We start from the raw sequence: 14,134 nt of genomic DNA on the forward strand, positions 1-14,134 counted from the left end.
ACCGGACAATGGAGATAAGGGACGCCAGCATGAATACGGAGGAAGACAGTCGGCAGCATGTGGCCACGGCAGATATGCGCGCACCAGCACAGGGTGTGCCATCGCCATGCTCCATGCACGATCTGGCACACAGGGCCAGACTGGCCGCGCGCACGCTGGCGCAGAGTTCCTCCTCCGAGCGGGACAAGGCCCTATGGGCTGCGGCCAGCGCATTGCGGGCGTCTGCTCCGGCCATTCTGGCGGCCAATGCGCTTGACCTTGCCGCATCTACCGCCAAGGACGCATTCCGTGACCGGCTGACCCTGACCCCCGAGCGGGTCGAGGCCATGGCCCGTGGGCTGGAAGACATTGCCGACCTGCCCGACCCCGTAGGGCAGGTGCTGGAGGAATGGTCCCGCCCCAATGGCCTGCGTATCCGCAAGGTGGCAACGGCTGTTGGCGTTATTGGCGTTATTTACGAAAGCCGCCCCAATGTAGGGGCCGATGCGGCCGGGCTGTGCATCAAGTCCGGCAATGCCGTGCTGCTGCGTGGCGGGTCGGAAAGCCTGCATAGCGCGCGCGCCATTCATGCCGCCATGCAGACCGGCCTGCGCAATGCGGGCCTGCCGGAAGATGCCGTGCTGATCGCCCCGGATGCTGACCGCAAACATGTGGCGGACATGCTGACCGCTGCTGGCCTTGTGGACCTGATTATTCCACGTGGTGGCCGCTCGCTGGTGGAGCGCGTGCAGCGTGAGGCCCGCGTGCCTGTGCTGGCGCATGCGGAAGGGCTGTGCCACACCTATGTCCATTCCGCAGCCGACCATGCCATGGCCCGCCGGATTGTGCTGAACGCCAAAATGCGCCGTGTGGGCATTTGCGGCGCAACCGAAACCCTGCTGATAGATGCCGCCATTGCTTCGGTCCTGCTGCCCCAGATCGTGTCTGACCTGGCTGAGCAGGGCTGCACGTTCAAGGCGGATGCAGCCGCAAGGCAGATCATGCCCGACCTGCCCGCGGGCACCGAAAAAGACTTTGCCACCGAATGGCTGGATGCCGTGCTGAACGTAGCCGTAGTGGATGGTGTGGACGAGGCACTCGACCACATTGCCCGCTTTGGATCCTCCCACACCGAAGCCATTGTTACGGCGGACGAAGCCGTTGCCGCGCGGTTCATGAACGGTGTGAGCAGTGCGGTTGTCATGTGGAATGCCTCCACCCAGTTCTGCGATGGTGGGGAGTTCGGGTTCGGGGCGGAAATTGGCATTGCCACAGGGCGCTTCCATGCCCGTGGGCCAGTTGGCGTGGAACAGCTGACAACCTTCCGCTACGAGGTGCTTGGTAGCGGTCAGGTCCGTACCTGAGCGCGCAGGCCCATAACAGGCCAGTGGCGTACACCCGCCCCCGCATACTTGGGGTGGGCAGTGCGCGCGGCCTGCATGGGCCACAACGGTATATGCCAGTTACAAAAGCAGATACGGCGGCCATAACGGGCAGGGGAGTGCAGCCCGCAGGGTGCCGGATTCCCACATGGGGGGATAACCGCCACGGCCGTGTGGGGCTTCTGGGTGGGTCATTCAACCCTGCGCACAGATGGCATCAGGCCATAGCCCGGCGGGCCATGCTGGAGCTAAGGCTGGATCAGGTCTGGCTTATGGTGTCTCCGGGTAATCCGCTCAAGGCCGGGCGGGAGATGGCCTCTTTTGCCACCCGTCTGGCTACTGCGCGCCAACTGGCGGATGGGCGCAGGATTGTGGCCACCGATCTGGAGGCCCGACTCGGCACCCGTTATACGGTGGACACGCTTGCCCGGCTCAAGGTCCGCTTCCCCCATGTTCGGTTTGTATGGCTGATGGGGGCGGATGGTCTGGTAACATTGCCGCGCTGGAAGCACTGGCACCAGCTGGTGCGGCAGGTACCTGTGGCGGTTTTCCCCCGTCCGGGGCAGAATGTGCGGGCTTTGGGCGGGTTGGCGGCGCAGTATCTGGCGCGCTGGCGTGTGCCTGCACGGCAGGCAGCACGGCTTGCCACACTTTCTCCCCCAGCTTGGGCTTTCCTTCCGGGGGCACAAAACAGTATATCTGCAACAGCCATTCGTCAGCGGGGCGGGTTTGACGCCACTACGGATCAGCCCATCACCCCAAAGAGTAGTCAGTTTTCAGGAGAACGGTCATAACCACCAAGCCACCCGCCGAGACGCCCGCACGCACCCGCACGTCCACGGCCACCGCTCGCGGGGGCCGTGCGGCCTCCACCCGTGCAGCCGCAGTCCCCAAAGCGGCGGCAGCCCCTGGCTCTGTGCGCAAAAAAGCAGCCGCAGCAGGGCCAAAAACCCGCACCAAGCGTGAGGCCATTGCCCCCGATCTGCTCGAACAGTCCCTTGCGCTGATCACCGCCAGTCTGGAGGATGACAAGGCGGAAGATCTGGTTGTGATCAACCTTGCCGGCCGTGCCTCCTTTGCCGATAAAATGGTGATCGCAACCGGTCTGGCCGACCGCCAGATTGCCGCCATGGCCCAGCATATTGAACGCAAACTGCGTGATATTGGTATCAAGCGCGTGCTGGTTGAAGGGGCTAATGGGTCCGACTGGGTTCTGCTGGATACGGGCGATATTGTGGTCCACCTGTTCAAGCCCGAAGCGCGTGCGCTCTATGGGCTGGAAAAAATGTGGGGTGCGGAACTGGATGAAAGCAACGAAGACGGCGTGACCCGTCTGTAAGTGCTGATGTCTGGTTTACAGGGCATACGATTCTGCCGCCACAGGTGCCGGGTATGAGGCTTGTGGCGGTAGGGCGCATGAAGGACAAATCCGAGCGTGCGCTGGTGGAGCGGTATCTCAAGCGCCTGCGTCCGGCGCTGGATATTGTGGAACTGCCTGACGGGCGCGGCAGCCCCGATGAGATCAAACGGCGTGAGGCACAGGCCATTCTGGCCGCCTGCCCCGCACACAGCCATGTTGTGGCGCTGGATGAAGGTGGGCGCACGTATAGCAGTGTTGCCTTTGCCACCAGCCTTGCCGCATGGCAGGACGCTGGGCGCACACCCTGCTTTGTTATTGGCGGGGCAGAAGGACTGGATAGTTCCGTTCTGCAACGCGCAGATGCCACCCTGTCTTTTGGCACGCTCACATGGCCGCATATGCTGGTACGGATTATGCTGGTCGAGCAGGTTTACCGCGCGCAGGCCATTGCTGCGGGCCACCCGTACCACCGGGCGGGCAGACCGGATTAAACCCAACGCCAAACGGCTATGATCTCGACAAACTTCCGCCACATCATGGTAGGCTCAATGGGGTGGAAGGAAGGAGATTCAGCATGATCTTCAAAGCAAAACGTTCAATGGCGCTTCTTATGGGGCTGCTTGTTGCCACAGCACCGCTTGCGGCTTACGCCCAGCGCGGCCCAGGTGGGCCGGGTGGTGGTGGTCACGGCGGACCGGGTGGCCCGGGTGGTCCGGGCAGAGGGCCTGGCGGTGGCCATGGTGGTGGTTTTCGGGGCGGGCCGGGTGGCGGCCCAGGCTGGGGTGCAGGCCCACGCGGTGGCCCGCATGGCGGCTCATGGCGGCGGGGAGACCGGTATGATGGCGGCGGTATTTTTGTAGATAACTGGCGCGGTTACCGTGGCCTGTATGCCCCACCACCGGGTTATCGCTGGATCAGCTACGGCGGCAGCTTTTTGCTGGCGGCAGTGGCAACGGGCATTATTTCCAATGTCATTGCGGGCAGTGTTTATCCGGCAACGCCCTACCCTGTGGCAACACCTTACCCGGCATATCCGGTGGTGCCTGCCCCCGTACCTTATCCACCCCCGCCGGGTTACTAGGTGGGCTGCGTGGTCCAGTAAAAAAGGGGAGCCAGATCGGCTCCCCTTTTTTGTATTCCGTGCTCCCTGCGGGCCATATGCCGCAGGGAAGAGCGTGCCGGTGTTTACTCCGTACGGGGTGGGGTAAAATCGGCATCATCGGTTAATTCAGCCGAAGGTATGGTCTGGGGCACAACGTTAAGGGGTGTGTGGCTTGCGGCCTTCCAGCCTACAAACAGCAGGGCGGCAAGGGCTGGAATGGCCATAATGGAATAGGTGCCTGTTGGGTAGTCAAACAGCATCAGCCCCAGAATGCTGATAAAAAAGGCAATGGTCAGCCACGCGGTAACGGGTGCGCCGGGCATGGCAAAGCCCGTGGGGGCAATACGGCCTGCCCGAATGGCCTGCCGCAGTTTGATCTGGCAGAGCACAATAAAGCACCATGTGCTGACAATGCCGATAGAAGCCATGTTGAGAACAATCTCAAAAATCTGGGAAGGCAGGAGGTAGTTCAGCCCCACCCCCACCAGATAAATGGCTACAGTTGTTAAAATGGCGGCTGCTGGTACGGCCTGTTTGTTCATATGGGCAAGGTAGCGTGGAGCCGTGCCATTGAGGGCCAGCGCGCGCAGGACCCGCCCGGTGGAATACAGGCCCGAGTTCAGGCTGGACAGGGCGGCGGTCAGCACCACTATGTTCATGAGCGAATCCACCCCCGGCACCCCAAGGCGGGAAAAGAAGGTCACAAACGGGCTAACTCCGGCCTGATAGGCCGACCAGGGCAGCAGCAGAACCAGCAAGGTAACCGTGCCGACATAAAAGATCATGATCCGCCAGATCACGTTGTTAATGGCCGAGGGCAGCACTTCGCGCGCGTTTTTGCATTCCCCTGCGGCGGTGCCAATCATCTCTATGCCGTAATAGGCGAACACAACGCCCTGAATAAGCACAAGGGCAGGGAGCATGCCGTGCGGGAACAGCCCGCCATGTTCGGTAATAAGCTGTATGCCGGTGCTATGCCCGTCCACGGGTACACGCAGGCCCAGAATGGCCGTGCCCACAACCAGAAATGCCAGCAGGGCGGCAATTTTGATGATGGAGAACCAGAACTCCATCTCCCCAAACCATTTGACGCCAATCAGGTTCATGCAGGTAATGACCACCAGCGCCATAAGCGCCATGACCCATTGGGGCACAACGGCAAAAACACCCCAGAAATGCATGTAAAGTGCAACGGCCGTAATATCGACAATGCCGGTCATGGCCCAGCTGAAGAACGAGAGCGCGCCCGCAACATAAGACGCCCGGCTCCCCAGAAACTCCTGCGCGTAGGAGACAAAGCTACCACTGGTGGGGCGGTACATGACCAGCTCCCCCAGAGCGCGGAGCATGAGGAAGGAGAACACGCCGCAAACCAGATAGACAATGGCAAGGGATGGCCCCACAGCCTGCAACCGGCTGCCTGCACCCAGAAAAAGACCAGTGCCGATGGCCCCCCCAACGGAAATCATCTGGATCTGTCGTTTGCCCAGACCTTGCCGGTAACCTTCCGTTGTCTGGCCTGGCGTGGCATCGGATGGCGGCGGTGCATGCATGCTCAAAGTGGTCTGTCTCCGTACTGGTGGCGGGAACGGGGCCGGCAGGGTGTTCCGGTGCAGAACCGGTTTGGGCTGGCGGGTCTGTGTACGTTGCTTTTGTGCAACAAATTGGGATGGTGCGTAAGTCCTTTTGCAACTTATATAAAATTAAACAAAATCCGTCCTGCGCGGCAAATAATTTTATTGTTTTCTCTAAGGCTGCGCAGGGCGCGGCAGCTCATTTTTGCCCTTGTGCACTCAGAAGTGATTATGAAAAGGTAAGAGGCAGGGGGCAGACAGTTTTTGTTCAAAAAGAAGTACTCTGATGATGGAATATTTCTCTTTTAATGAAAAACAAATAACAAAATTTCATATATTTGGGTAATTGGAGAGCAGGGTTCCATGGAAAACTGTCTGGACAAGACGGACCGGCAGATTTTGCGCCTGTTGCAAAATAACGGGCGCATCCACAACAACGATCTGGCGGACAAGGTGCAGGTCAGCCCCGCCACCTGCCACCGCCGGGTGCAACGGCTTTTTGATGAAGGGTATATTTCCGCCGTACAGGCCAAGGTCAATGCCAGCCGGGTCGGGCTGGGCATGGTGGTGCTGGTCGGGGTTGTGCTGGAGCGTGCGGCAGACAGTTTTCCCATGTTCGAGGCCGCTATGGCTGCCCAGCCAGCAGTGCTGGACTGCTACCTTGTGGCAGGGGATTTTGACTATTTTTTAAAAATCCGTGTTGCAGATATGGAAGGTTTTGACCGCTTCCATGCCGAGGTGCTGAGCGTTCTGCCCCATGTGCGCCAGACCCGCACGTTTTTTGTGCTCAGGGCCGTGGCCGATGCAAGGGGATACGCCTTTTAGCCCCGGCGGCGCAGCTATTTTGGCCCGGTCTGCTATTCCAGATCAAAAAAATCCTGTTCTGGCTGCCGGTTTGTCCATTTGCGGCAGGCTGTGCGCAGCACGCTGGCAAAGCGGGTGACCAGCGGCATGTTCTGGCCCGCACGTATGGCCACGGCCAGTGTGGCCCGTGGGGCAGGCTCGCTAATGGTATGGAAGGTGACCCCCCCGGCATGAATCTGGCTGAGTGAGCGCGGCACAACCGAAACCCCAAGCCCTGCGGCCACTAGCGGAATGGTGCCCGCAATCTGCGGGGCCTGCTGCCCCATAACGGGTGTTACCCCGGCCACCTGATAGGCTGAGAGAATGGCATCATGAAAGCCCGGCCCCAGTTCCCGCGGGAAGATAATCAGCGGGTCCTGTGCCACCATGTCCAGACTGATCACGGGGGTATCGGCCAGCTTGTGCCCACGCGGCAGGGCAATAACCGTGGGTTCATCCAGCAGATGAAAAACCGAAAGTCGCACGGGGTCGGGCACAGGGGGGCGCACAATGGCTATGTCCACGCTGGGTTCGTGCAACGCGGTGCACAGCGAGGGCGTATTGCTCTCCTCCAGAAAAATGGTGACATCGGGCGCCATTTCCCGGAACCGGCGGATAGTGAACGGGATAACCGGCAAAAGCGAGACAGCCCCCGCAAGGCCCAGACGGATATGCCCCATTTCCCCCCGAGCCAGACCTTGCGCGGTGGAAAGAAACTGGGCCTGCAGGTCCAGAATGGTTCTGGCGCGCGGGAGGAGCACGGCCCCGATGTCGGTCAGTTTGACGCCGCGCGTCAGGCGCTCGAACAGGACCACGCCAAGGTTTTTTTCAAGCTGGCGGATCTGCTGGCTCAGGGGGGGCTGTTCCATGCCCAGCGCTTCGGCCGCGCGGGTAATGGAGCCATGTTCGGCCACGGTTACAAAATAGCGCAGGTGTCGGATGTCCATAACCCATATATATCCGATATGGATAACACCGCCAAGATATATTGGAAGACTGCTTCAAGCCGTTATAACATCTGCGTCAGATGAGTATGGGCCGTTAAGCGTTTGAAGGAGTGTTGAGCATGGTAAAGCAGCCGGTAGCGGATATAGATCTGCGGTCCGCGGCGTTGGGGAACGGGGTTGTGGGCAAACCACCAGTGAACCGCCTTTACCAGACCTCCACCATGGCTGCCCTGCTGGACGCGGTGTACGACGGGGAAACCACGCTGGATGAACTGCTCCAGCACGGCAACTTCGGCCTTGGCACCTTTAACTCCCTTGACGGGGAAATGATTGTAACGGACGGCGTTGTGCGCCAGTTCCGTGCGGAAGGGCTGGCAGCGGAAGTGCCCGGTTCGCTCAAAACTCCCTTTGCCTGCGTGACGTATTTCGAACCCGAAAAAAACGTGATGATCGACACGCCCAAGGACAAGGAAAGTTTTGAAGAGCTGGTGGACCACCTGCTTGGCAACCCCAACCTGTTTGGTGCGGTGCGCTTTACCGGCCTGTTCGAGCGGGTGGATACGCGCACGGTGTTCTGCCAGTGCAAGCCGTACCCGCATATGCTCGAAGTGGTTAAAAAGCAGCCAACCTTTACCTTGGAATCGGTTACCGGAACCATGATCGGCTTCCGCAGCCCGGTTTACATGCAGGGCGTGAATGTTGCTGGCTACCACCTGCACTTTCTGTCCGAGGACCATAAGCGCGGTGGGCATGTGACCGAATACAGAATTGTTAAGGGTATGCTTGAGGTTGCCACAATTTCCGACCTTCAGGTGCAGTTGCCGCGCACAAAGCAGTTTGCGCAGGCCAACCTGAACCCCGAAAGCCTGAGTGAAGCCATTCGCATTGCCGAAGGTGGCTGACACCTTGCCGGCCTGACCTGTTTGTTTTTTTGAACTGCACGGGGTTGTTGCGCGACTTTTCCCCCCGCAACCCCGCCTGACCTGAGGGTTTTTACAACAATGACCAAAATGGCAGATACCACTGCACAATGCGGTGCGGAGCTTATTGTCAAAAATCTGGAAGCGCATGGCATTACCCATGTGTTTGGTATTCCCGGTGCCAAGGTGGACCGGCTGTTTGACGCGTTGGTTGATTCCTCGATCGAAACCGTTGTGACCCGGCATGAGCAGAATGCCGCCTTTATTGCCGGTGGCCTTGGGCGCATTACCGGCAAGGCCGGGGTGTGCATTGCAACATCTGGCCCCGGTGCTTCCAACTTTATTACCGGGCTGGCCACCGCCAATTCGGAAGGGGACCCCGTTCTGGCCATTGGTGGTGCGGTCAAGCTGGCAGACCGGCTTAAGCTGACACACCAGACCATGGATACGGTCAGCCTGTTCCGCCCCGTAACCAAATACAGCGTGGAACTGACCACCCCCACCGCCATTTCGGAAGTTATGGCCAATGCCTTCCGCTTTGCAGAAAGCGGGCGGCCGGGGGCGGCATTTGTCAGCACGCCCATGGATGTGCTGTCCATGCCTGCCAATGCCCCGGTTCTGGCGGACCGTCTGGCCCCGCGCATGGGGGGCGCTCCGGCGGATGTGGTGGCCGAGGCCGCAACGCTGCTTAAAAAAGCCAGGCGTCCCGTCATGCTTTTGGGCATGCTGGCCAGCCGCCCGGATGTGGCAGATGCCGTGCGCGCTTTTGTCAAACAGACAGGCGTGCCGGTTGTGGGGACGTATCAGGCAGCTGGTGCCGTATCGGAAGAGCTGGTGGACCGCTTTGGCGGGCGTATCGGTCTGTTCCGCAACCAGCACGGGGACCAGCTTCTGCACGAGGCCGATGTGGTGGTGGCCGTGGGCTACAACCCGGTGGAATATGACCCGTGGCTGTGGAACGTGAATGACGCCCGCCAGATTATCAATGTTGATATTGTGGCGGCTGAACTCGACAATGCCTTTGTGCCCGCCATTGAACTGATCGGGGACATTGCCCTGACCCTTGAAGGGCTGGGCGGCAAAGCCGGTGGCCTTGCCCGCGCGCCGGAGCTGGAAGCGGTGCTGGAAGGGTATAAAAAAGCCCGCAGCACTGCGCTGCTTACGGCACGTAGCAGCAGTAACTCCGCCGTGCACCCGCTCCAGATCGTGCGTGAGCTGGAACAGTTTGTAACCCCGGACATGACCCTGTGCCTGGATATGGGAACATTCCATATCTGGCTGGCGCGTTACCTGCTCTCCTTCCGGGCGCGTCAGGTGCTTATCAGCAACGGCCAGCAAACCATGGGTGTGGGCCTGCCGTGGGGGATTGCGGCCAGCCTTGTTAATCCATCGCAAAAAGTTGTTTCAATTTCTGGCGATGGCGGATTCATGATGTCGAGCATGGAGCTGGAAACAGCCGTGCGCCTGAAGTGCAATCTGATCCATATGGTCTGGATTGATCAGGCTTACAACATGGTCGAAATTCAGGAGCAGAAGAAGTACGGTCGTGGATCCGGCGTGCATTTTGGCCCGATCGATTTTGCAAAATATGCAGAAGCCTGCGGGGCAAAAGGCATTACGGCCACAACGGAAGATGGCGTGCGGCAGGCCCTGCGCGAGGCCATGGATGTGGAAGGTCCGGTGGTTATTGCCGTGCCGGTTGACTACTCGCACAACCACCTGCTCATGCAGCCTCTGGCACAGCTGGGGGAAACCACGGCAGCAGCCTGAACATAGCGCTGCGCTTGACGCAGAACAGGTTCTATTGCTGTCATCCGCTCCATCCGTTTCATTAGCGCGATAATGTTGTTATAACACCACAGCACGGCGCCACTGACGGACGGAGCAAAGGAGGCAGGCAGACTGCCTTTTTTCTTCCATGACGCGGCAACGCAGTATGAAAGAGAACAAGAATGCAGATGCCCGAACCCAACCAGACCATTATAAGCCAGCGTGATGCACTGGCGCAGGGTCTGCGCCAGATTGTGGGAAAAGACTGGGTTATTTCCGACGATGCACAGCGTAGGCCTTACCAGTGCGATGGCATTACCGCCTATATGGCCATGCCGCTGCTGGTCGTGCTGCCGGGGTCTGCGCAGGAAGTGCAGGCTGTTCTGCGTTTCTGCAACGAAAAAGGCGTCAAGATTGTCCCCCGTGGTTCTGGCACATCGCTCTCGGGTGGTGCCCTGCCGCTGGAAGATGGCGTGCTGCTGGTTACGTCCCGCCTGTGCAACGTGCTGGCGGTGGATGAACACAACCGCGTAGCCCGCGTGCAGCCGGGTGTTCCCAATATTAAAATTACCGAGGCCGTCAGCCATCTTGGCCTGTGCTACATGCCTGACCCGTCCAGCCAGTTGATCTCCACCATTGGTGGCAATGTGGCGGAAAATGCCGGGGGCGTGCACTGCCTTAAATACGGTGTGACCGCTAACCATATTCTGGGCATTCAGGCCGTGCTGATGACCGGCGAAATGGTGGAACTGGGCGGGGCCTACCTTGGCGCGGCCGAGGGTGAGCTGGACCTTATGGGGGTGCTGACCGGCTCTGAAGGGCTGTTGGCGGTGGTGACCGAAATTGCCGTGCGGCTGGAGCCCGTGCCCGAAGTTGCACGCGTTATTTCCATGAGCTTCGCGTCGGTGGAGGAAGCGTGCGAATGTGTGGGCGCCATTATTGGCGTGGGTATTATTCCTGCGGGTCTGGAGTTCATGGACCGCAAGGTGCTTGATGCGGTTTCCGTCCTGATCAAGGAAAAGTTTGATGACCGCACGGCCGCACTCCTGCTGTGCGAGCTTGATGGCACGGCGGTTGAGGTGGACGCACTGGTTGGTGTGGTCAGCGATGTGGCGCGTGGACAGGGGGCTATTGAGCTCAAGGTCAGCACCACGGAGGAAGAACGCCAGCGCATATGGAGCAGCCGCAAGCTGGCATTTTCCGCCATTGGCAAGCTCTGTCCGGATTATTACTGCACGGACGGCACCATCCCGCGCAACAAGCTGCCCGAGGTGCTGAACAAGATGGCGGACATGTCCAAAAAATACGGGCTGGATTACGCCAACTGCTTCCATGCGGGGGATGGCAACCTGCACCCCATCATCATGTATGATGCCGCCAAACCGGGCGATCTGGAAAAAGCCGAGGAGTTCGGGGCCGATGTGCTGATCGCCTGCGTGGATGCGGGCGGGGTGCTCAGCGGCGAACACGGTATTGGCGTTGAAAAACGTGACCTCATGACCCACCAGTTTACCGAAGTGGATTTGCAGCAGCAGCAGATGGTCAAATGTGCGTTTGACCCCAAGGACCTGCTGAACCCGGGCAAGATGTTCCCCACCCTGTGCCGCTGTGCGGAATTCGGGCGGATGCATGTGCATAACGGCAATCTGCGTTTTGCGGATATTCCGCGTTTCTGATTCTGGTAGGGCATTGCAAGCATGACAGACACACAAACCACTGCATCCATGCGTCCTGCCACAACACAGGACGTTGCAGATATTCTTATGGACGCGGCCAGCCGGAGCGAGCCTCTGGTGGTGCGGGGTAATGGCACCCGTGCCGGGCTGGGTAACCCGGTTGCCGCTACCCGCGTGCTGGAACTGGGCGGGCTGGACCAGATAGATTTTTATGACCCTGATGATCTGGTGATTCGCGCAGGTGTTGGCGCCACGCTGGATGAGGTCGAGCAGGTTCTGGCGCAAAAAGGGCAATACCTGCCGTTTGAACCCCCACGTTATGCCGGGCTGTACGGTACCAGTGGCGCGCGCAGCACACTGGGTGGGGCGGTTTCCACCGCCCTGTCTGGCCCGCGCCGGATTCTGACCGGGGCTGCAAGGGACTTCGTTCTGGGCGTGGAAGGCGTGAACGGTCAGGGCGATGTGTTCAAGGCTGGCGGCCGGACCATGAAGAACGTGACCGGCTACGACATCAGCAAACTGGTGACAGGGGCCAACGGTACGCTGGCAGCACTCACAACCGTTACACTCAAGGTGCTGCCCGCCCCACGGGCGGAGGTAACTCTGGTGCTGCCCGCCGCCGCACTGGAGGAGGACGTAGCCCTGTTTGCCAGAATGCGCGCCCTTCCGCTGGGGCTTGGCGGGCTGGCCCGCAGGGTCAATGCCGCAGGGGTGTGCGAGCTGCTGGTGCGTGTGGAAGGCACGGTCCCCGGCGTTGCGGGCAACCAGCAGGTGCTCAATGGCATGCTGGCCACCCGTGGTGGCATGGTGGTGCTGGAGCAGGAGCAGAGCCGCGCCCTGTGGGCCGGTGTGCGTGAACTGGACTGCCTGAATGCCAAACCGGACGAACTGGTGTGGCGTGTTAACCTGCCCGCCACAACCATGCCCGCCTTTGTGGAGCAGGCGCGCAGTGCAGGCTGCATCAACCGCTTTTTTGTGGACTGGGCCGGCGGTGTGGTGTTCTCCACCATGCGCGGCGTGCAGCCCGAGGTGGATACCCTGCGTTACCGTAAAATGGCGGAAAAAGCAGGCGCGCGCGCAACCCTGCTGCGTGCGCCCGATGCGGTGCGTGCCCAGTTTGGTGCGTTCCCGCCCGTCAGTGCAGGGGTTGCAGCGCTGGCCGCGCGCACCCGCACAGCCTTTGACCCGGCAGGTATTCTCAACCCCGGCCGCATGACCGTTCAGGCATAGGAGACGCCCCAATGCTCAGCCATATTCCCCAGGCCGCGCTGGATGCGGACCCGAACGTGCAGTTGGCCAAGGACATTATTGGCAACTGCGTCCATTGTGGCGTGTGCCTCTCGCGCTGCCCCACATACGCCGTCAAGCATGAGGAAAACGACAGCCCGCGCGGCCGTATTTTCCTTATGAAGGACATGTACGAAAAAGGTGGCGTGCCTGATGCCAAAACGGTCGAACATCTGGACCGCTGCCTGACCTGCCTTGCGTGTGAGGCCATTTGCCCGTCAGGCGTGGAATACTCCAAACTGATCGCCCATGGCCGCGAATATGTGGAGGAGCATTACAAACGCCCGCTCTTCCAGCGTGCCGTGCGCGAACTGCTGGTCCGGCTTATTCCCAATGCCCGCCTGTTCCGCCTTGCCATTTTTGGCGGGCGTCTGGGCAGGCCCTTCCGGGGTCTGTTCTCGGGCACCCTGCGTGCCATGCTGGATATGGTGCCAACCAACCCGTTGCCCGCTCCCAGCCCGGTGGACCGGCCGCAAACATTTTTACCCGCGCCGCAGGCAGGCAAGGCGGTCAAACCGCACAAGCGTGTGGCGCTGCTTAACGGCTGCGTGCAGACCGTGCTGGACACAGCCATTAACGAAGCCACAATCCGCCTGCTCCAGCGCCATGGGGTAGAGGTGGTGGTCGCAGCAGGTTCAGGCTGCTGTGGTGCCCCTGCCGAACATATGGGGGACGAGGCGCAGGCCCTGCCACTGGTCAAGGCCAATATTGACGCCTGGCTGCGTGAGGCCGATGGCCCGGACGGGCTGGATGCCATTGTCATCAACACATCCGGCTGTGGCACATCCATCAAGGCCTATGGCCACGCACTCAGGCTGGACCCGGAATGGGCGGACAAGGCCGCGCGCGTGTCCGCCATGGCGCGGGACATTACCGAGTTTATGGTCGAGATCGGGCTGGAAAAACCTGCCACCCCCACTGGGCTGCGGGTGGTGTACCATTCCGCGTGTTCCATGCAGCACGGCCAGCGGATTGTGAACCAACCCAAGGACCTGCTGCGTGAGGCAGGCTTTACCGTGCTGGATGTGCCCGAAGGCTACCTGTGCTGTGGGTCTGCTGGCACCTACAACCTGCTCCAGCCAGACATCGCCAATGAGCTGAAGGAGCGCAAGCTGCGCAACATCCGCTCCGTACATGCCCAGATTGCCGCCAGCGGCAACATCGGGTGTATGACCCAGCTTGCAGGGGAGGCCGGGCTGCCGTTTGTGCACACGGTGGAACTGCTGGACTGGGCCACTGGCGGGCCGGAACCCGCAGCCCTTAAAGGGCAGAAGCTGGCGGCGGAGTAGCCAGC

General features: G+C 60.4%; 13 protein-coding genes. 11 read left to right on the forward strand and 2 right to left on the reverse strand.

What is annotated here, in order from left to right:
• Positions 1–29 precede the first annotated feature (29 nt).
• The 5 genes from HK20_RS03965 to HK20_RS03985 all read left to right on the forward strand — a co-directional run bounded on the left by HK20_RS03965 (position 30) and on the right by HK20_RS03985 (position 3,802).
• Positions 30–1,343: a glutamate-5-semialdehyde dehydrogenase gene (locus tag HK20_RS03965; protein WP_369823013.1), complete on the forward strand. Its 1,314-nt coding sequence runs from the start codon at positions 30–32 to the stop codon at positions 1,341–1,343.
• A gap of 92 nt (positions 1,344–1,435) precedes the next feature.
• Positions 1,436–2,155, forward strand: coding sequence for a nicotinate-nucleotide adenylyltransferase (locus HK20_RS03970; RefSeq protein ID WP_086645829.1), 720 nt, complete (start codon positions 1,436–1,438; stop codon positions 2,153–2,155).
• Positions 2,156–2,277: 122 nt separating this feature from the next.
• Positions 2,278–2,700 carry a ribosome silencing factor gene (gene rsfS, locus HK20_RS03975; RefSeq protein ID WP_086645795.1) on the forward strand — a complete coding sequence of 141 codons (423 nt, stop codon included), beginning with the start codon at positions 2,278–2,280 and terminating at the stop codon, positions 2,698–2,700.
• A gap of 53 nt (positions 2,701–2,753) precedes the next feature.
• Positions 2,754–3,212 carry a 23S rRNA (pseudouridine(1915)-N(3))-methyltransferase RlmH gene (locus tag HK20_RS03980; RefSeq protein ID WP_086645796.1) on the forward strand — a complete coding sequence of 153 codons (459 nt, stop codon included), beginning with the start codon at positions 2,754–2,756 and terminating at the stop codon, positions 3,210–3,212.
• An 83-nt stretch (positions 3,213–3,295) separates the two neighbouring features.
• Positions 3,296–3,802, forward strand: coding sequence for an RcnB family protein (locus HK20_RS03985; RefSeq protein WP_086645797.1), 507 nt, complete (start codon positions 3,296–3,298; stop codon positions 3,800–3,802).
• A gap of 104 nt (positions 3,803–3,906) precedes the next feature.
• Here the strand turns inward: HK20_RS03985 and HK20_RS03990 are convergent, their stop codons facing one another.
• Positions 3,907–5,376 (reverse strand): amino acid permease, encoded by a 1,470-nt coding sequence (locus HK20_RS03990; protein ID WP_086645798.1) that lies wholly within the window; start codon positions 5,374–5,376, stop codon positions 3,907–3,909.
• Between the two features lie 384 nt (positions 5,377–5,760).
• On the opposite strand from HK20_RS03990, the gene HK20_RS03995 reads away from it, so the two are divergent.
• Positions 5,761–6,222 carry an Lrp/AsnC family transcriptional regulator gene (locus HK20_RS03995; protein WP_086645799.1) on the forward strand — a complete coding sequence of 154 codons (462 nt, stop codon included), beginning with the start codon at positions 5,761–5,763 and terminating at the stop codon, positions 6,220–6,222.
• Positions 6,223–6,254: 32 nt separating this feature from the next.
• Here the strand turns inward: HK20_RS03995 and HK20_RS04000 are convergent, their stop codons facing one another.
• Positions 6,255–7,187, reverse strand: a complete 933-nt coding sequence (locus tag HK20_RS04000) for a LysR family transcriptional regulator (RefSeq protein ID WP_086645800.1) — start codon at positions 7,185–7,187, stop codon at positions 6,255–6,257.
• A gap of 119 nt (positions 7,188–7,306) precedes the next feature.
• On the opposite strand from HK20_RS04000, the gene budA reads away from it, so the two are divergent.
• The 5 genes from budA (at position 7,307) to glcF (ending at position 14,129) form a co-directional block, all read left to right on the forward strand.
• Positions 7,307–8,089, forward strand: a complete 783-nt coding sequence (gene budA / locus HK20_RS04005) for an acetolactate decarboxylase (protein WP_086645801.1) — start codon at positions 7,307–7,309, stop codon at positions 8,087–8,089.
• Between the two features lie 99 nt (positions 8,090–8,188).
• Positions 8,189–9,877: an acetolactate synthase AlsS gene (gene alsS / locus HK20_RS04010; RefSeq protein ID WP_086645802.1), complete on the forward strand. Its 1,689-nt coding sequence runs from the start codon at positions 8,189–8,191 to the stop codon at positions 9,875–9,877.
• 182 nt (positions 9,878–10,059) lie between these two features.
• Positions 10,060–11,553: an FAD-linked oxidase C-terminal domain-containing protein gene (locus tag HK20_RS04015; protein WP_086645803.1), complete on the forward strand. Its 1,494-nt coding sequence runs from the start codon at positions 10,060–10,062 to the stop codon at positions 11,551–11,553.
• 21 nt (positions 11,554–11,574) lie between these two features.
• Complete coding sequence (locus HK20_RS04020; protein ID WP_086645804.1) at positions 11,575–12,783, forward strand: FAD-binding protein; 1,209 nt, start codon at positions 11,575–11,577, stop codon at positions 12,781–12,783.
• Between the two features lie 11 nt (positions 12,784–12,794).
• Positions 12,795–14,129, forward strand: coding sequence for a glycolate oxidase subunit GlcF (gene glcF / locus HK20_RS04025; RefSeq protein WP_086645805.1), 1,335 nt, complete (start codon positions 12,795–12,797; stop codon positions 14,127–14,129).
• Positions 14,130–14,134 lie beyond the last annotated feature (5 nt).

The sequence above is a fragment of the Acetobacter sp. DsW_54 genome, from assembly GCF_002153575.1.
Lineage (GTDB): Bacteria > Pseudomonadota > Alphaproteobacteria > Acetobacterales > Acetobacteraceae > Acetobacter > Acetobacter fabarum.

Excerpts from the sequence above, each read along its gene's own strand:
- budA (WP_086645801.1), top strand. The coding sequence starts at position 7,307 with ATGGTAAAGCAGCCGGTAGCGGATATAGATCTGCGGTCCGCGGCGTTG.
- HK20_RS04000 (WP_086645800.1), bottom strand. The coding sequence starts at position 7,187 with ATGGACATCCGACACCTGCGCTATTTTGTAACCGTGGCCGAACATGGC.
- HK20_RS03985 (WP_086645797.1), top strand. The coding sequence starts at position 3,296 with ATGATCTTCAAAGCAAAACGTTCAATGGCGCTTCTTATGGGGCTGCTT.
- HK20_RS03970 (WP_086645829.1), top strand. The coding sequence starts at position 1,436 with ATGCCAGTTACAAAAGCAGATACGGCGGCCATAACGGGCAGGGGAGTG.
- HK20_RS04015 (WP_086645803.1), top strand. The coding sequence starts at position 10,060 with ATGCAGATGCCCGAACCCAACCAGACCATTATAAGCCAGCGTGATGCA.
- HK20_RS03995 (WP_086645799.1), top strand. The coding sequence starts at position 5,761 with ATGGAAAACTGTCTGGACAAGACGGACCGGCAGATTTTGCGCCTGTTG.
- HK20_RS03990 (WP_086645798.1), bottom strand. The coding sequence starts at position 5,376 with ATGCATGCACCGCCGCCATCCGATGCCACGCCAGGCCAGACAACGGAA.
- HK20_RS03980 (WP_086645796.1), top strand. The coding sequence starts at position 2,754 with ATGAGGCTTGTGGCGGTAGGGCGCATGAAGGACAAATCCGAGCGTGCG.
- glcF (WP_086645805.1), top strand. The coding sequence starts at position 12,795 with ATGCTCAGCCATATTCCCCAGGCCGCGCTGGATGCGGACCCGAACGTG.
- HK20_RS03965 (WP_369823013.1), top strand. The coding sequence starts at position 30 with ATGAATACGGAGGAAGACAGTCGGCAGCATGTGGCCACGGCAGATATG.
- HK20_RS04020 (WP_086645804.1), top strand. The coding sequence starts at position 11,575 with ATGACAGACACACAAACCACTGCATCCATGCGTCCTGCCACAACACAG.
- alsS (WP_086645802.1), top strand. The coding sequence starts at position 8,189 with ATGACCAAAATGGCAGATACCACTGCACAATGCGGTGCGGAGCTTATT.